This window comes from Phreatobacter sp. (genome assembly GCF_027532945.1).
GTDB lineage: Bacteria > Pseudomonadota > Alphaproteobacteria > Rhizobiales > Phreatobacteraceae > Phreatobacter.
Genome location: NZ_JAPZTZ010000003.1, coordinates 219,452 through 236,305, shown reverse-complemented (window position 1 = coordinate 236,305; position 16,854 = coordinate 219,452). Strand labels below are relative to the sequence as shown.

Here is a 16,854-nt window from a genome sequence, read left to right as displayed (position 1 = left end):
GTTCGCACGCAGATGCGGGTTTAAGCCGCCCGCTGTGATCCCCGCGCGCGGATGTCCCCATGCTCTTCGGCGTTCCCTACGACCAACTTGCCATTCTCGCCGTCGGCCTGCTCGCCGCCGGCGCCGTGACGGGCATCCTCGCCGGCGTCTTCGGGGTCGGTGGCGGCGCCGTCATCGTGCCGGTGCTCTACGAGCTCTTCGGCGTGGTCGGTGTGCCGGTCGAGCTGCGCATGCCGCTCTGCGTCGGCACCTCGCTTGCCATCATCATCCCGACCTCGATCCGCTCGTTCCAGGCGCACCGGGCCAAGGGCGCCGTCGACATGGAGATCCTGAAGGCCTGGGCCGTTCCCGTCATTGTCGGGGTCATCGTCGGCTCGCTCATCGCCCGCTATGCCCCGCCCGGCGTGTTCAAGGCGGTCTTCGTCGTCGTCGCCGGCCTCTCGGCCTGGCGGCTGCTCACGGGCAAGGAGCTGAACTTCGGCACCGGCATGCCCGGCCCGACCGGCATGGTGGTGTCCGGCGGCATCATCGGCGTCCTGTCGAGCCTCATGGGCATCGGCGGCGGCCAGCTCGGCAATCTCGTGATGATGGCCTATGGCCGCACCATCCATAATGCGGTGGCGACCTCCTCGGGCCTCGGCGTGCTCATCTCCATCCCCGGCGCCCTCGGCTTCATCTATGCCGGCTGGCCCAAGGCGGCGGAGTTTCCGAACGTCGCGGCGGTCCAGTTCCCCTTCGCCCTCGGCTATGTCTCGCTGATCGGCTTCCTCCTCTTCATCCCGACCTCGATGTGGACGGCCCCGCTGGGCGCGCGGCTCGCCCATTCGCTGCCGAAGCGCAAGCTAGAGCTCTCCTTCGGCATCTTCCTGCTGATCGTCTGCCTGCGCTTCGTCTGGGACCTCGCCACCCGCGGCGCTGCCTGATCTCAGCGGCTGGCCAGCGCCCGCAAGCGGATGCGATCGGGCTTGCCGAGCGCCGCCCGCGGCATGGCCTCCAGGAAGAGGATGCGCCGCGGGGCCAGCGTCTCGCTGCGGCTGCGGCAATGGGCGATGATCGTCTCGGCGCTCACCGGCTGTCGGGCGACCACGGCCAGCCAGATCTCGTCGATGCCCGTCGCACCTGGCAGTGCGAAAGCCACCGCCTCGGCAATGGCGGGATGGCCGGCGACCAGTTCCTCGACGCGCTCCGGGGCGATCTTCAGGCCGCCGGCATTGATCAGGTCGTCAGACCGTCCGACGACCACCAGCATTCCGTCCGCCGTCAGGTGTCCGAGGTCGCCAGGGTAGAACCAGTCCGGCGTACGGTCGGGAAAGAGCGTGCCGGGCTCATAGGGCCGCCCGCCGCCGGCCGCCATGATGCGGATGCGGCCGACCGTGCCGGCGGGAACCGGACGGTCGTCGCCATCGACGATCTCAAGGCGCGCCGATGGCACCACGTGGCCGACGGCGCCGGGGATCGTCTCCACGCTGTCCAGATGGGCCATGGCGGTCTTGCCGGCTTCGGTGGACCCATAACCCACGAGCACCTGAGGTGCGATCCGCCGGCGGATGGCGGCACCGAGTTCCGCCCCCAACATCGCACCCGCCACCGACGCCAGTCGCACCGAGGCACAGGAGACCGGAGTGTCGCGGAGCGCCGCCAGCAGCCCCGCAAACTGCTGCGGCGAGCCAAGGATGACGCCGACCTGGTACTGGTCGACCAGCCGCACGGCCTCTTCCGCGGTGCGCGCAAGGCACACCGTGCGCGCCGAGGCGAGCGCCCGCGCCGTTTCCGACAGGGCCCATTGTGAGGCGAAGCCGATAAGCACGAGGTCGCGCTCGGTGCCGGGCGCGCCGTGATAGAGCATGAGGTTGCGCAGTCGCAGGTCGAACTCGCCAATCGTGAAGGGGATGGCCTTCGGCTCGCCAGTCGTGCCCGAGGTCAGGCCGAACAGGATCAGGCGGCGCGGATCGCGCGATGCAGGGTCGCTCGGATAAGTCGCGTCCTGCGGAGGCTGGAACCAGCCATCGTCCACCACCACCATGCGCATGCCGCGCGGGACGTCCATGGCACGGCTCGCCAGCACCGTCGTGATGCCGACTTTCGGCACCTGTGCGATCTGACCGCTGCCGGTCATGGAGACGATGCCCAGGTTCATCAACGCCGACACCAGCGTGACGTGACGGACCGGGTTTTCGATGTCGACCAGCACCATGTCGCCGGACCTCAGGCCTGCTTGGTGCAGTCGGGCCGAGAGCCAATGGATGGCATCCGACAGCATCTGATAGGTCACGAGCCGGTCCGCCATCATCAGGGCGGGCCGGTTCGGGAACAGCCGGGCGTTCAGGTGGATCGTGTCGACGAAGATCATCTCGGAGTCCGGGATAGGCATGGTGGCCGGTGGCAGGCTACAGCAGATCGGCGATGGCAGTCGGTCGAGTTTCGGCGGGTCGCGATCGGTCGCACGGGCAGGGCAGGCAGACATGCGTGATCGAGACAACCAGGCGTTGATCGGACGGCGGGCTTTCGGTCTCGGCGCAGGACTGCTGGGGCTCGCCTTTCTCGGCCGCGCGGCGCGGGCTCAGGATGCGGGACAGGTGCGAATCATTGTGCCGTTCTCGGCCGGCACCACCATCGACGCGCTCGCCCGCGCTCTTGCCGAGGCGCTGGAGCCGGCTCTGGGGCGTCGTCCTGTCGTCGCAAACCGCGACGGCGCCGCTGGTACGCTGGCTTTCGTCGATCTCGCCCAGGCCGAACCGGACGGCCTGACGCTGGTCTTTTCCGGACCGACCCAGCTCACCGTGCATCCGCATCTGAAGCGCGAACCGCACCTCGATCCGGCGGCCTATCTGCCGCTCTGCCAGGTCTATGAACTGTCCTTCGTGCTGGTCGCCTCGAAGGCCTCCGGCATCGCTGACGTGCCAGATCTGGTGGGGAGGGCGGCGGCGGCCCCCGGCGCGTTGCGCATGGGCCACCAGGGACGTGCGGCCGCCACCCATCTGCAGCTCATGGGGTTCGCCACCAGCGCCGGAATCAGCGTCAACGACATTCCCTATCGCGCCCATGGTCAGATGCTGGCGGATCTCGCCAATGGCCAGCTCGACGGCGCGGTGCTGGCGACCGGATCGTTCGATCCCACTCTGGTTCGCCCGCTGGCAACCTTCAGCCAGCGCCCGTCGGCGGCCTATCCGGGCCTGCCGACGATCCCGTCCCTCGGCTATCCGGTCGCGCTGGAGGCTTTCGGAGGCCTGTTCGTGCGGGCGGGCTTGAGGCCCGGGAGGCAAGCCGCTCTGGAGCAGGCCTGCCGGCGCGCCTTTTCGGAGCCGGCTTTCCGTAACGCGGTGCAGCTGTCCGGCGTCGAGGCGGTCCATGGCGATGCGGCCGCCTTCGCGGAGCGCCTTGCTGGCGAAAGCCAGAAGATGAAGGCGTTGCTGGATCGGCTGGGACTTTCGGCTCCGTAACGGGAGCGATCAGAACCGGTAACTTGCGCCGACGCGGGCCTGGAACTGCGACGCCCGGCCCGGGAAGATGTAGCCGGTGTTCGTCAGGTCGGTCACGCGGAACGAGCCGAAATCGTAGTATAGGCCCTCGAAACGAACAGTCCAGGCCTGGCTGACCATGTACTCCGTGCCGAGGCCGACGACGAAGCCAGCCCGCAGGGAGTCCTGACGGGCGGGGGATGGGAAGCCGGCTTGATCGATGGTGATCGACGGATTGCCGAGGGCAAGTCCACCCGTCACATAGAAGAGGGCGCGGTCGACAACGAGCCCGGCCCGAGCCCGGAGACTGCCCGCGAATTGCGACTTGCCATTGGCAGTAACGCCAAAAGAAAACGTTCCCGCTGAACCCGACGCTGTATTGTAGGTCAGATCCGCCTCGATGCCGACGAGGCCGGTGGGCGAGACCTGCCAATTGTAGCCGAGATAGGCACCGAAGACGGCGCCAGTTCCGGACAGCCGGTACACGGTGCCGGCCGGGCTGAAGGCACCGAGACCGCCGGAAATATCCTCCTGCATCCGGTTCGACCCGAAGCCAACGCCGATGAGGCCGCCGACATAGCCGCCCGTCCAGCCGGTGTTCGGCGCGGAGAGCCCTTGCGCCTGGACGGCGCCGGTCGACAGCGCGATCAGGCAGGCTGAGGACAGGAGTTTTGTACGAAAGGTCATGAGCGTGTCCTGAATTAGGCTGGTGGCACGTTACCCATGCAACGCGGAGTTACAAGGCGCGCTGCAGCCCGCCCCCCATGACGGCCTGCCAGTGCGGCATGAAAGTCACGGCGATTGGTATCTGGAAACCGTTTCGACAGCTCCCGCGGCGGGGAGCTACAGGGAAAAAATGGCCAATCGTGCCAAAAGGTTACGTCCGATCTCGAGGCGCAGCGGCGCCATGGCCATCTGAGGCATGTCCATGTTCAGCGTGAACGCCCGAATCTGCGAACTGCGTTCCACCCAGCCGCTCCACCACCCGATCGAGGTCTGGCCGCGCTGAACGTACCAGCCGGTCTTGGCATGGAGCGTCGCGCCGCCTCGGCTTTCGATGCGGATGATGTCGTGGACAAGGGTCTGCGCCCGCTGCGAGGCAGGCAGTGCCCTGGTGCCGAGGCGGGCGTTGAACGCCGCCTCCTCCAGCGCGCTGATCCGCAAGGGACCGTCAAGCCAGAAGCGGTCGACCACCGTGCCGGGATCGCGGTTGCCGTAGTCGAGGCGTGCGAGCCAGTCGCGATAGCGGGCAAGGCCGACACGCCGCGCCACCTCCTGGAAGATCGGCACGTTGGAGATCGGCATGGCCTCGCGCAGCGACATGTCGCGGCCCCAGGCCGGCACCGCGACAGGGCCGCCGCCATAGGGCAGCACCTCGTCGGCGTCGCGCACCACGCCGGTTTCGAAAGCGATGAGGCTGTTGGGAATCTTGAAGGTCGAGGCCGGCACGAAGCGCTGGCGGGAGCGCGCCGCGCCCACCAGCGTCCTGCGGCCGGTCTGTGCATCGACCAGCGCGAAGCAGCCGGTGAGGCCCTTCTCGCGGAAGACGGAGAGCAGGTCATCCCGTTCAACCGTCTCCGCGGCGTGGGACGCGCCCGCAAGGGGCAGCACCGCGGCGGCGGTGACGACGGCACGGCGGGTGAGGGCAGGGGCATGCGGCATGGAAACCTCCGGGGCTGCCCCGGCGTGCCTCGCCTTCGCGGCGTCACCATGGCGCCGGCATGGCTTAGCGCAGGATGATGCGGCCCTCGCGCTGCGCCGCGACCGTGCCGAGCCGGCGCATGTGGGTCATCAGATCGGATGCCACCAGCTTGCCCTGCACGTCCTTGTCCGGGGCTCTGAGGCCGAGGCTGGTATAGCCGTCGCCGCCACGCAGCATGAAATCATTGGTCGCTACCGTATAGACCCGGTCATCGTCCAGCGGCTGGCCACCAACCTGCACAGAGACCACCCGGCTGCCGGCCGGCCGGCGCGGATCGACCTCCACCGTCAGGTTCGACACGTGCGGGAAGCGGCCGGCGCGCTGCTCGACCTGGCTGACGCCGTTCTCCAGCGCCTGGCGCAGGTCGGCGCCCGAGACCTTGGCGACGACCGTGCGGTTGCCGAAGGGCAGTTCGCTCAGCGCGTCACGCCGCGTGAACCTGTGGCCCGCCGGATAGATGCGGTTACCGCGGATGGCCCCGGCATTGGTGATCCCGACATCGGCGCCGGTGGCGGCGCGCATGGCGTCGGCGACGAGATTGCCGATGGGCTGTTCGCCGGAGCGGACCGACGCGGTGCGCGTATCGAGCTCACCGGTGAGCGTGGCGATGGCGACGTCGAGTTCCTCCGACAGGATCTTCTCGTAATCCGCGACCCGTGCTTGCGTCTCGGGATCGGGCACGGCCTGCCGGCTGTCATTGACCCGGAAGGAGGGCGTGAACGCCATGCGCGTCACGCCGTCTGCGGTGACGCGGGAGAGCGTCAGGTCGACGGCGGTGACGTAGTAGCCCTCTTCCGAACTCTCGACCATGACGGTGCGACCGTCATAGGCGATGGCGAGGTCGTGGTCGTGGCCTGTCAGCAGCACGTCCACGAGACGCGACCGGACGATCTCCAGGTCGTCCTTCCGGTCGGTATGGGCGCAGCAGACGATGAGGTCGGCGCCCTCGCGCCGCAGCCGCGCGGCCTCGCGGCGCACCGTCTCCATGGTCGGCAGGAAGCGGAACGTGCCGGTGGAGGAGACCTCCGGCGAGTTGGGCAGCACGACACCAAAGACGCCGAGCTTCACCACCCCGAGGTCGATGATCCGCCCGTCCTCATGGCCAGGCAATTGCCCGCCATCGGCGGTGCGCATGTTGGACGCGTACCAGGGGAAGCGCGATTCCTGCCGGCGCTTCATGTAGGCCTCGGGCCCGAAATCGAACTCGTGATTGCCCGGCACGAAGACGTCGGGCGGGGCGATGTTGGTGAGCTCGACCGTATGGGCGCCCTGGTCGAAGCCGGACATCAGCGAGGGCGAGAACATGTCGCCGGCATGGACATAGAGCATCGGCACGCCGCGGGCGCGCTCGGCCTTCACGATGGCGTTGAGGCGCGCGAAGCCGCCGCGGCCGTTCTCATCGCCCATCTTGTAGATGTCGTTGACCAGCAGCAGCGTGACCGTGGCGCCGGGCTGGGACGGGGTCTGCGCACCGGCCTGGCTTCCCGCAACGGCGGCGAGGCCCGCACCGAGGCTTGCGGTCAGGGTGTCACGACGGGAGATCGGGCTCATCAGGCATCCTCTTTGCGGCGCGGACCATGCCGCCGGTGGCTCCACGCTGGCAAGCCGTCAGTTGCGTCCGCGCAGCACCATGCGGCCGCCGCGCACCTCGTAGCTTTCCAGCCGGTCGAGGAAGGTGTGGCCGAGAAGGCTGGTCGTCAGCGCCTCCGGCCGCGCCACGAGGGCCCGGACATTGCGCTCGACGATCGGGCCGAGGGTGACGGTGCCGACGGTTGTCGCGGCGGTCATGGCCGAGCCGTTGGCGGTCTGGACCGGGATGGAAAAGGACAGGCTCGCCGGGTCGATTCCGGCGCGGCGGGCATCGGCGTCGGTCAGCACGAGCGCCGATGCGCCGGTATCCACCAGCATGGGAACGGCCCTGGAGCCGTTGAGCGAGACGCGGGCGACGAAGGTCGAGCCGCCGCTGCGCGGCACGGTGACCTCGCGGCTGCCGGTGACGCCCTCCTGGCCCATGCCGGGAATGACGTTGCCGAGGACGCGGCGGCCGACCGATTCGAATTCGTAGCGATAGGTGTAGACGACGCCCAGCACGGCGAAGATGCCGAGCCAGGCGAGGGCCGCCTGGACCGCGTCGCCGGCCCGGCCGCGGAACATGCCGAGCACGGTCGCGCCGCTGAGGCTGGCGAGGATGGTGAGGCCGATGATCGAGGCCCAGTCGCCGGAGTCGAGATTGCCCTCGGCGAGGCCGCCCGAGCGGATCGCCGCTACCATCACCAGCAGGACGACACTGACCAGCAGGATCCACAGCACCAGCCGCATGGCTCAGCGCTCCGCCAGTCGCGCGAGACGGCCGGGCAGCTCCGCCATGACGGCGCGGCGGCGAACCTCGCCGATGGCCATCCAGTTGGCGATCTCGTCGAGGCTGCGGCCGCAGCCCTCGCAGATGCGCGCCTGCGGGTCGATGCGGCAGATGCGGATGCAGGGGCTGGAGACCGGCGGCAGCGGCGCGTTCATCAGGCAGCTCCCACAGGCACGGCGATGGCCACGAGAACGAGGAGCATGGCGATCTCGATGACCTGCTGGGTGGCGCCGGTGAGGTCACCGGTCTGACCGCCGACATGGGCTGAGGCGAAGCGGATGGCAAGCGGCAGGATGAGGCCGGCGACGCCGAAGGCGAGGAAGGCCCCGGCGATGCCGCCGGCCGGGATGAGCAGCAGCGCGAGCCCCGCCGCGATGGCGAGGGCGATATGCCAGTCTGCTGCCTGTGGGCGTCCCGTCGCATAGGCCGCGCCCTCGATGCGGGCGGGATCGAGATGGACCTGCAGGCCGAGCGCCACCGTCCGCGAGGCAGCGCCGATCGCCGCCATGGCGAGCGCCGTCCGCCCGCCACCGACCGCGGCCACCAAAGCGGTCAGGCCGGCGACACGCAGGCCGAGGCCGAGGATGAGCGCCGCTGCACCGAATGTGCCGATGCGGCTGTCCTTCATGATGTCGAGGCGCCTCTCCGTCGTCATGCCGCCGAAGCTGTCGGCGGAATCGGCAAGTCCGTCCTCGTGGAAGGCCCCGGTCATCACCACCGCAGCCGCGACACCGAGCAGTGCTGCGATCACCGGCGGCAGGACCAGCGAGGCGGCCAGCACCACGGCGCCGGCAAGGCCGCCGAGGACGAAGCCCGCCAGCGGCACCGCCCGAATGAGCCGGGTGAAGTCGGGCAGCCCATGGGGATCCGCCTCGCCGGGCAGGGCGGGCAGTGGCAGCCTTGAGAAAAAGCGCAGCGCAACGACGGTGTCGCGCCAGAGGGCTGGATTGTCCATGGCGAATGGCATAGCCAGTGCCGCGCCCCGCCGCCAGCCGGCTTGTGCGCCGATACCCTCTGCTGGTACCGCTCGCCCCCCATCCGATTTCGAAAGCGCTCCATGCCTTCGCCGTCCCACAGCCCGACGGGCCTCCCCTTCGACGACATCCGCGACCTGTTGACGCGTATGCCTGGCCCGGACGAGGCGGCGATCGCCGCCGTCAGGGCCCGGGACGCCGAATTGACCAAGCCGGCGGGGGCGCTCGGCCGTCTGGAGACCATCGTCGAATGGGTGGCGGCCTGGAGCGCCAATCCTAAGCCGCGGGTCGATCGGCCGCTCGTCGCCATCTTCGCCACGTCGCACGGCGTCACGAAGCAGGGTGTCTCGGCCTTCCCGGACGCCGTGAACCGCCAGATGCTCGACAATTTCGCCGCCGGCGGGGCCGCGGTGAACCAGCTCTGTGTTGCCAACGACATCGGCCTCAAGGTCTTTGACCTCGCCATCGACGTGCCGACCCCGGACATCACCGAGGATGATGCCTTCGACGAGGCGGCCTGCGCCGCCACCATCGCCTTCGGCATGGAGGCCATCGTCGGGGCCGACCTGCTCTGCCTCGGCGAAATGGGCATCGGCAACACCACCATCGCTGCGGCCGTCCACCACGCCCTCTACGGTGGCGAGGCCTCCGACTGGGTCGGCCGCGGAACCGGCGTCGATGACGAGGGCCTTGCGCGCAAGGCCGAGGTCGTGGCCCGCGCCGTCGCCCGCGCCGGTGGCCCCGGCCTCGATCCGCTGGAAGTGCTGCGCCGTGTCGGTGGCCGCGAGATCGCCGCTGCCGTCGGAGCCATCATCGCCGCGCGCCTGCAGCGCATCCCGGTGCTGCTCGACGGCTATGTGGTCACCGCCGCCGCCGCCATCCTGCATGCGATTGACCCGGCAAGCCTCGACCATTGCATCGCCGCCCATCGCTCGGCGGAGGCCGCCCATGGCCGCGTGCTCGAGAAGATCGGCAAGCGTCCGCTGCTCGATCTCGGCATGAGGCTCGGCGAGGGATCGGGAGCGGCGCTCGCCTGCGGCATCGTCCGCAATGCGCTCGCCGTCCATCAGGGCATGGCGACCTTCGAACAGGCCGCCGTCAGCCGCGGCTGACGCCGCCGCTCAGTGCTCAGTGAGGACGATGCGGACGAGGTCCGCAGCGTTGCGGGCGCCGAGCTTCTCCATGATGCGGGCCCGATGCACCTCGACGGTGCGCGGGCTGATGCCGAGCGTGCGGCCCGCCTCCTTGTTGGAGGAGCCGGCGGCGATCTGCTCGAGCACCTCGCGCTCGCGCGGTGTCAGCAGTTCCATGCCGGGGAAGTGGGAGGCAAGGCGCGAGGGCTGCGTCGCGGGCTGCTCGGTCTGCGCAATGGCCTCACGCACGCGGCTAACGAGGCGCCCGGCGTCGAAGGGCTTCTCGAAGAAGTCGAGCGCTCCGTTGCGGATCGCGTCGACGGCCATGGGGATGTCGGCCTGGCCGGAAATGGCGAAGACCGGCGCCGTGGAGGCGGAAGCCTTCAACTGGCGCAACACGTCGAGGCCGGAGGTACCCGGCATGTTGACGTCGAGGATGACGCAGGCCGGTCGGCGATGCCGCGCCGCCGTGACGAAGGACGGACCGTCCGCAAAGCCGGTGACGCCGAAACCCTCCATCGACAGGATGGTGCTCAGCGCGTCGCGCACGGCCGGATCGTCGTCGACCACATAAACGTCATTGCGGTGAAGGGTGCTCACGGGAGGGACCTCCGCTCATCGGGGGAAGGGGCCGGTCCCGTCTCTAGCGGCAGGATCAGCGTGAAGGTTGCGCCGCGGCCGTCACCGCCTGGCTCGACATGGATGTCGCCGCCATGGGCCTCGGCGATGGTGCGGGAAATGGCGAGGCCGAGGCCGAGGCCGGACCGCTTGGAGGTGGCGAAGGGCGTGAAAAGGTCGGCGACGGCCTCCGGCGGCACGCCGGTGCCATTGTCATTGACCGCGATGGTCGCCTTGTCGGCGGCAATGCCGATGGTGACGGTGATGCGCGCGTCCTCCCGGTCGCCAACCGCGTCCAGGGCGTTGCGCACGAGATTGACGACGATCTGCTGGATCTGGATCGCGTCGCCGACGACCGAGACGCCGCGCACCGCCTCCTCGATGCTGACACCGCCGCAGGCGCGACGGCCCATCAGCGTCAGCTCCACCGCCTCCTCGACCAGCGGCGCCAAGGTCACGGGCACCTGCTCCGGCGGGCGGTTGGCGATGAACTGGCGCATGGCGCGGACGATGCGGCCGGCCCGTTCCGCCTCGCGGCGCGCCTTGGCGACGACCTCGGTCGCCGCCCCGTGGGGGTCGAGCAGCCTGTCGGCGGCCTGGAGATAGAGGGTTGCTGCGGTCAGCGGCTGGTTGAGTTCATGGGCGAGCGCCGCGCCCATCTGATCGAGCGCCGCGACGCGCGCGAGATGCGACAGCTCGGACTCGCGGCGAGCGAGCCGCTCCTGCGTGGCGCGGCGGGGGCGAAGGTCCCTGAGGATGGCGATAAACTGCGCGCCCTCCGCCGTATCGGCACGGGCCAGCGACAGTTCCAGCGGCAGCGCCGTGCCATCCCGGTGGCGGCCGGCGATCTCGCGCGGCGCGCCGACCCATGTGGCGAGCAACGTGCCCTCCGGCTGATGCGGGTCGGCCAGCAGGATGCCGAACTTGCGTCCGGCAACATCGGCCGTGGTGCGGCCGAACATGGCCTCGCAGGCCTTGTTGAAAACGAGGATCGTACCGCCGGCATCCAGCACGACGATGCCTTCGCCGGCCATGTCGAGAACGCTCGACAACCGTGCCTCCGAGACACTCGCCGGTGGGGGGACGACCTGCTGAATGGGGGATCCTCCGCTTGGCGCTGCGCAGGATGGCCCCCTGCGTCAACTCGCCTCACCCCCCGGACCATGCTACGGAGTTTTGCGCATTGCAACGGGTAAGGGCGGTTTCCTTCCCCAAAATGCATCACAAAAGGGGGATGGCTTTGCGCAAACGCTCCGCCGCGATCTCGATCTGCTCCTGAGAGCGCAGGTAGCAGAGCCTCAAGTGGCCCTCGCCGCCCGGCCCAAAGGCGCTGCCGGGGGCGAGCCCGACCTTGGCGATATCGACCAGTTTCATCGCCGCGGCATTCGAATCGGTGACGCCGTCGATGCCGAAGAACAGGTAGAATGCGCCATCGGGGCGGGAGAAGCGGCAGCGGCCCGTCGCCTCGATCGCCTCCGAGACGATGTCGCGGGCCTTGCGGGCCTTGGCGATCTGGTGGGCGAGAAAGCTCTCGCCGCGTTCGAGCGCCACGGCGCAGGCGCGCTGCACGAAGACCGGCGAGCCCGAGGTCGAATACTGGATGAGGTTTTCGACGACGTCGCCGAGGGACGGGTCTGCCTCCACCCAGCCGGTGCGCCAGCCGGTCATCGCCCAGTTCTTCGAGAAGGTGTTGACCCAGATGATGCGGTCGCCGTCCTCGCGCACGTCATGGAAGGAGGGCGCGCGGCGCGGCGACCCCTCGGTCCAGACGAAGCGGGTGTAGATCTCGTCGGCGACGATCCAAAGGCCGTGGCGGCGGGCGAGTGCCAGGATCGCGGCGAGTTCCTCGCGGGTCGCGGTCCAGCCGGTCGGGTTGGAGGGCGTGTTGATGAACATCGCCTTGGTCTTGGGCGTGATCGCCGCCTCGAGCTTGTCGAGGTCGATCTGCCAGCCGCGATTGCCATGGTCGAGCGCGACGAAGACCGGCGTCGCGCCACGCAGGCCCGCAGCCGCCGGGGCGTTCGGCCAGGTGGGGGAGGGAATGAGGATCTCGTCGCCGGCACCGGCCACCATGGTCATGGCGATCTGGATCGCCTGCATTCCTGAGCCGCAGACGAAGAAGCGCTCGGGCGACAGCGGCCGGCCATAGAGGTCGGAGGCGTAGGTGGCGATGGCCTGCCGCAGCTCGGGGATGCCGCGCTGCCAGGTGTAGGTGGTCTCGCCCGCCGCGAGCGAGCGGGTCGCGGCCTCGTAGATGAACGAGGGGGTGGGCGTGTCGCCCTCGCCGACCCACAGCTGGATCACGTCGCCGGCGGCCCGCGCATATTTCGACAGCTCGACAATGCCGCTGGCGGGGGCGCCCGAGGCTTCCGGGCGCAGTGAGGCGAGGAGATCGGCGGTCATGCGGGGTGTCCTGTGGGGCGGGGCGATCGCGCCAGTTTAGCGGCGGCGTTCGGCCCTTCTCATGAAAAACGCGCGATTTGTCCATCAGCGAAGCCGATGGACGGCCGTATCGACGGCCGGTGGATGGCAGCATGATCGCCTTTGTTCCGCCCGACGGCTCTTGCTATAAGCTCCGATCCCGACGGCAATGCGAGGGTTTGGGCGTGCGTATCTGGAAGGCAACGGCCGTGCTGATGACGGCCCTGGCGCTGGGCGCCTGCGGCTCGACCGGCGGCAATCTCTTCGGCCAGCCGCAGCAGGCGGCGCAGCCTGCGCCGCAGACGCCGCCCGGCGTCGGCTCACCCGTCCACACCGCCCTGTTCGGCCAGCCCGTTCCGGCCGGCCCCCAGACCCTGACCGCCGACGCCTGCCCCCGCATCGAGGTGCGTGACGGCTCGGCCGTCTGGCGCCAGGGTGGCGAGGGTCCCACCGAACTGCGCTACCAGGGCACGATCACCGATCTCGCCCGCGAGTGCCGCATCGACGGCCAGACCATGACGATCCGCGTCGGCGTCGAGGGGCGCGTCCTCGTCGGGCCCAAGGGCGATGCCGGCCGTGTCACGCTGCCGATCCGCGTGGCCGTGACGCGCGGCCTTTCGACGCCGGTCTGGACCCGCCTCTACCAGGTGCCGATCGAGATCCCCTCGGGTTCGCCGAGCGTGTCCTTCACGCAGGTGGAGGATCAGGTCAGCTTCCCCCTGCCGGAGGCGGCGGAACTGGCCACCTACATCGTCTTCGTTGGCTTCGACAACCAGGCCCAGCAGCCCGAGCGCCAGCGCCGCGGCCGCGCCGCCCAGCGCTGACGTCCTCCGCGCCTGCCTCCCTTTGCGGCAGGCGTGCCCACAGGCTCGCCTTGACTTCGCCGTATGATCCGGCCATTGCGATGCCGTGCCATATGAACCCGGCGGGAGAGTCCGGGTGGTCTTTGAAGTGACAGGATCCCCCGGCGCCGAAGGAGCAACGGCCCCGGAACCTCTCAGGCAAAAGGACCGCTGGGGGAATGGCATTCTGGAAAGTGGCCGGAGGTCCAATCCCGGCCCACCGACGGAGTAAACCGATGGCGCCCTTGGGCGCTGGCCCTCGCGGGCCGCGGTGAATCTCTCAGGTCCTGCGACAGAGGGGCGCGAGCGGGCGACAAGCCCGTAATCGGAACGTGTTCGGCTGGACCGGACGCGTCCGCGCGCCGGAGTGCAGGACCCATGGGCGAGACCCAGGCCGGACCCTTGCTGACGACCCCTCTCCATGCCCTGCATGGTGAGCTCGGGGCAAAGATGGTCCCCTTCGCCGGCTACGACATGCCGGTCCAGTATCCGACCGGCGTCCTCGCCGAGCACAACTGGACCCGCGCCAGCGCCGGCCTCTTCGATGTCAGCCATATGGGCCAGTGCTTCCTCATTCCGGCCGACGGCCGCTTTGAGACCGCCGCCGCTGCGCTCGAGGCGCTGGTGCCGGCCGACGTTATGGCCCTGAAGCCCGGCCAGCAGCGCTATTCCCAGTTCACCAATGCCGAGGGTGGCATTCTCGACGACCTGATGATCACCCGGCTCGGCCATCCCGGGCATGAGCACTGGCTCTATCTGGTGGTCAACGCCGCCTGCAAGGACGCCGACTACGCCCATATGCGCGCCCACCTGCCGGCCGGCGTGGCCCTGAAGGTCGCCGACGACCTCGCACTGATCGCAGTCCAGGGCCCTGAGGCCGTCGCCGCGGTGGCGACGCTCGCCCCCGGCCTCGCCGGCCTGAAGTTCATGACCTCGGTGGACCTGCCGCTTGATGGCATCTGGGCCCATGTCTCGCGCACGGGCTATACCGGCGAGGACGGCGTCGAGATCTCGTTGAAGAGCGCTGATGCCGTGGCGCTGACCCGCAAGCTCCTCGCCGATCCGCGCGTCAAGCCGATCGGCCTCGGCGCCCGCGACTCGCTGCGCCTCGAGGCCGGGCTCTGCCTCTACGGCCACGATATCGACACCACGACCTCGCCGATCGAGGCCGGCCTCACCTGGTCGATCCAGAAGCGCCGCCGCGCCGAGGGCGGCTTCCTCGGTGCTGCCCGCATCCAGAAGGAACTGGCCGAGGGCGCGCCGCGCCTGCGCGTCGGCATCCTGCCCGACGGCCGCGCTCCGGCGCGCGAGGGGACGGTGGTGAAGTCCGCCGATGGTCAGCCCATCGGCACGGTCACCTCCGGCGGATTTGGTCCGACCATCAACGGCCCGCTCGCCATGGGCTACGTCAACCGCCGCTTCGCCGAGCCGGGCACGCCCGTGCTGCTCGAGGTCCGCGGCAAGGACTTGGCCGCCAAGGTCGTCACCATGCCCTTCGCACCGCATCGCTATGTCCGCGGCTGAGCCGCCGAACCAACCACCCAGGGGATGACCATGGCCACGACCAAATACACCAAGGACCACGAATATATCCGCATCGACGGCGATGTCGGCACGGTGGGCATCTCCCACTACGCCCAGGAGCAGCTCGGCGACGTGGTCTTCGTGGAGCTGCCCTCCAGCGGCAAGGCCGTGAAGAAGGGCGACAGCGCCGCCGTGGTCGAGAGCGTCAAGGCCGCCTCCGACATCTATTCGCCGGTTTCCGGCCAGGTGGTCGAGGCCAATCCCGACCTTGAGGGCGCCCCCGCCACCGTCAACGACGACCCGGCCGGCAAGGGCTGGTTCTTCAAGGTCAAGATCGCCAATCCCGCCGAGCTCGACGAGCTCATGGACGAGGCCGCCTACAAGGCCTTCCTCGACACACTGTGAGTGCCGGCGGGCCGCTTGCCGCGGCCCGCGCCTCCCCATCCGACCGCCCGGAGACCGCAATGCGCTACCTGCCGCTGACGCCCCAAGACCGCACCGACATGCTGGCCAAGATCGGCGTCGCCGCCGTTGACGACCTCTTCGCCAACGTGCCGAAATCGAAGCTGCTGAAAGGCCTCGTCGACCTGCCGAAGGCCAAGGGCGAACTCGATGTCGAGCGCATCATGGGCGCCATGGCGGCGGAGAACATTACGGCCTCCGAGGTGCCCTTCTTCGTCGGCGCCGGCGCCTATAAGCACCACGTCCCGGCCTCGGTGGACCATCTGATCCAGCGCTCTGAGTTCCTCACGAGCTACACGCCCTACCAGCCGGAAATCGCCCAGGGCACGCTGCAGTACCTGTTCGAGTTCCAGACGCAGGTGGCGCTGCTCACCGGCATGGAGGTGGCCAACGCCTCGATGTATGACGGCTCCACCGGCGCGGCCGAGGCCGTGCTCATGGCCCACCGCGTCACCAAGCGGCGCAAGGCGATCCTCGCCGGCAACCTCCACCCGCATTACCGCGACACGATCGAGACGCTGTCCCGGATGGCTGGCGACGAGCTCGTCTCGCTGGAGCCGAACCCGGCCGATGCGAGCGCCGACCTCAAGGCGGTCGCCGCCGCCATCGATGCCGAGACCTCCTGCATCGTCATCCAGACGCCGGATGTCTTCGGCAACCTCCACGACCTCACCGCCATCGCCAAGAAGGCGCAGGATGCCGGCGCGCTGCTCATCGCCGTCGTCACCGAGGTGGTCTCGCTCGGCGCGGTGACCCCGCCCGGCGCCATGGGTGCGGACATTGTCGTGGCCGAGGGCCAGTCGATCGGCGTCGGCCTGAACTTCGGTGGCCCTTATGTCGGCCTCTTCGCCACCAAGCAGAAATATGTCCGGCAGATGCCGGGCCGCCTCTGTGGCGAGACGGTCGACGCGGAAGGCCGCCGCGGCTTTGTGCTGACGCTCTCCACCCGCGAGCAGCACATCCGCCGCGAGAAGGCGACCTCCAACATCTGCACCAATTCCGGCCTGATGTGCCTCGCCTTCACCATCCACATGACGCTGCTTGGCGAGACCGGCCTGCGCCGCCTCGCCGCCATCAATCACGCCAATGCCTGCGACCTCGCCGACCGTCTCGCTGATGTCGATGGCGTCGAGGTGCTGAACGGCAGCTTCTTCAACGAGTTCGCCATCCGCGTGCCCGGCGATGCCGCGAAGGTCGTCGAGAAGATGGCGAAGAAGGGCGTGTTGGCGGGTGTTCCCGCCGCGCGGCTCTGGCCCAAGCACAAGGCGCTGAAGGACATCATCCTCGTCGCCAACACCGAAGTGAACACCGACGACGATCGCGCTGCCTTCGTGGCCGCGCTCGGCGCCAGCCTCTGAGGA

General features: G+C 69.2%; 17 protein-coding genes and 1 riboswitch. Of the genes, 7 read left to right on the top strand and 10 right to left on the bottom strand.

Translation table 11 applies throughout. The features are described from left to right. The first annotated feature begins 59 nt into the window (after window positions 1-59). Window positions 60-923: a sulfite exporter TauE/SafE family protein gene (locus tag O9344_RS02255; RefSeq protein ID WP_298472245.1), complete on the top strand. Its 864-nt coding sequence runs from the start codon at window positions 60-62 to the stop codon at window positions 921-923. 2 nt (window positions 924-925) lie between these two features. On the opposite strand, the gene O9344_RS02250 is transcribed toward O9344_RS02255, so the two are convergent. Further along, window positions 926-2,350: a class I adenylate-forming enzyme family protein gene (locus O9344_RS02250; RefSeq protein ID WP_298472243.1), complete on the bottom strand. Its 1,425-nt coding sequence runs from the start codon at window positions 2,348-2,350 to the stop codon at window positions 926-928. Window positions 2,351-2,462: 112 nt separating this feature from the next. Here O9344_RS02250 and O9344_RS02245 point away from each other — a divergent pair, with 112 nt between their 5' ends. Then, window positions 2,463-3,440 carry a tripartite tricarboxylate transporter substrate binding protein gene (locus tag O9344_RS02245; protein WP_298472241.1) on the top strand — a complete coding sequence of 326 codons (978 nt, stop codon included), beginning with the start codon at window positions 2,463-2,465 and terminating at the stop codon, window positions 3,438-3,440. A gap of 9 nt (window positions 3,441-3,449) precedes the next feature. On the opposite strand, the gene O9344_RS02240 is transcribed toward O9344_RS02245, so the two are convergent. From O9344_RS02240 to O9344_RS02215, 6 genes are all read right to left on the bottom strand, one after another. After that, complete coding sequence (locus tag O9344_RS02240; RefSeq protein ID WP_298472240.1) at window positions 3,450-4,145, bottom strand: outer membrane beta-barrel protein; 696 nt, start codon at window positions 4,143-4,145, stop codon at window positions 3,450-3,452. Window positions 4,146-4,301: 156 nt separating this feature from the next. After that, window positions 4,302-5,120: a penicillin-binding transpeptidase domain-containing protein gene (locus O9344_RS02235; protein WP_298472238.1), complete on the bottom strand. Its 819-nt coding sequence runs from the start codon at window positions 5,118-5,120 to the stop codon at window positions 4,302-4,304. A gap of 64 nt (window positions 5,121-5,184) precedes the next feature. After that, entirely contained in the window at window positions 5,185-6,711 is a 1,527-nt protein-coding gene (locus tag O9344_RS02230) for a bifunctional UDP-sugar hydrolase/5'-nucleotidase (RefSeq protein WP_298472237.1), read from the bottom strand. A gap of 57 nt (window positions 6,712-6,768) precedes the next feature. Then, on the bottom strand, window positions 6,769-7,479 hold the full coding sequence (locus O9344_RS02225) for a TIGR02281 family clan AA aspartic protease (protein WP_298472236.1): 711 nt from the start codon (window positions 7,477-7,479) through the stop codon (window positions 6,769-6,771). A gap of 3 nt (window positions 7,480-7,482) precedes the next feature. After that, window positions 7,483-7,674, bottom strand: coding sequence for a DUF1289 domain-containing protein (locus O9344_RS02220; protein ID WP_298472234.1), 192 nt, complete (start codon window positions 7,672-7,674; stop codon window positions 7,483-7,485). Further along, entirely contained in the window at window positions 7,674-8,474 is an 801-nt protein-coding gene (locus O9344_RS02215; protein WP_298472232.1) for an adenosylcobinamide-GDP ribazoletransferase, read from the bottom strand. Before O9344_RS02215 ends, O9344_RS02220 begins: the two co-directional genes overlap by 1 nt. A 102-nt stretch (window positions 8,475-8,576) precedes the next feature. On the opposite strand from O9344_RS02215, the gene cobT reads away from it, so the two are divergent. Further along, window positions 8,577-9,605 (top strand): nicotinate-nucleotide--dimethylbenzimidazole phosphoribosyltransferase, encoded by a 1,029-nt coding sequence (cobT, locus tag O9344_RS02210; RefSeq protein ID WP_298472229.1) that lies wholly within the window; start codon window positions 8,577-8,579, stop codon window positions 9,603-9,605. Between the two features lie 9 nt (window positions 9,606-9,614). On the opposite strand, the gene O9344_RS02205 is transcribed toward cobT, so the two are convergent. The 3 genes from O9344_RS02205 to O9344_RS02195 all read right to left on the bottom strand — a co-directional run bounded on the left by O9344_RS02205 (window position 9,615) and on the right by O9344_RS02195 (window position 12,647). Next, the gene (locus O9344_RS02205) at window positions 9,615-10,226 is read right to left on the bottom strand and encodes a response regulator (protein ID WP_298472227.1); all 612 of its coding nucleotides are present in this window, start codon (window positions 10,224-10,226) and stop codon (window positions 9,615-9,617) included. Beyond that, a complete protein-coding gene (locus O9344_RS02200; protein ID WP_298472225.1) occupies window positions 10,223-11,296 on the bottom strand; it encodes an ATP-binding protein in 1,074 nt (357 codons plus the stop codon). Before O9344_RS02200 ends, O9344_RS02205 begins: the two co-directional genes overlap by 4 nt. Before the next feature lie 169 nt (window positions 11,297-11,465). Continuing rightward, a complete protein-coding gene (locus O9344_RS02195; protein WP_298472224.1) occupies window positions 11,466-12,647 on the bottom strand; it encodes a pyridoxal phosphate-dependent aminotransferase in 1,182 nt (393 codons plus the stop codon). A gap of 203 nt (window positions 12,648-12,850) precedes the next feature. On the opposite strand from O9344_RS02195, the gene O9344_RS02190 reads away from it, so the two are divergent. From O9344_RS02190 to gcvPA, 4 genes are all read left to right on the top strand, one after another. Then, on the top strand, window positions 12,851-13,489 hold the full coding sequence (locus tag O9344_RS02190; RefSeq protein ID WP_298472223.1) for a hypothetical protein: 639 nt from the start codon (window positions 12,851-12,853) through the stop codon (window positions 13,487-13,489). 92 nt (window positions 13,490-13,581) lie between these two features. Beyond that, a riboswitch (glycine riboswitch) is annotated at window positions 13,582-13,688 on the top strand. 197 nt (window positions 13,689-13,885) lie between these two features. Then, window positions 13,886-15,031: a glycine cleavage system aminomethyltransferase GcvT gene (gene gcvT, locus O9344_RS02185; RefSeq protein WP_298472221.1), complete on the top strand. Its 1,146-nt coding sequence runs from the start codon at window positions 13,886-13,888 to the stop codon at window positions 15,029-15,031. 30 nt (window positions 15,032-15,061) lie between these two features. After that, window positions 15,062-15,436, top strand: a complete 375-nt coding sequence (gene gcvH, locus O9344_RS02180; protein ID WP_108174541.1) for a glycine cleavage system protein GcvH — start codon at window positions 15,062-15,064, stop codon at window positions 15,434-15,436. A gap of 59 nt (window positions 15,437-15,495) precedes the next feature. Beyond that, window positions 15,496-16,851: an aminomethyl-transferring glycine dehydrogenase subunit GcvPA gene (gene gcvPA / locus O9344_RS02175; protein WP_298472217.1), complete on the top strand. Its 1,356-nt coding sequence runs from the start codon at window positions 15,496-15,498 to the stop codon at window positions 16,849-16,851. The last annotated feature ends 3 nt before the right edge of the window (window positions 16,852-16,854 follow it).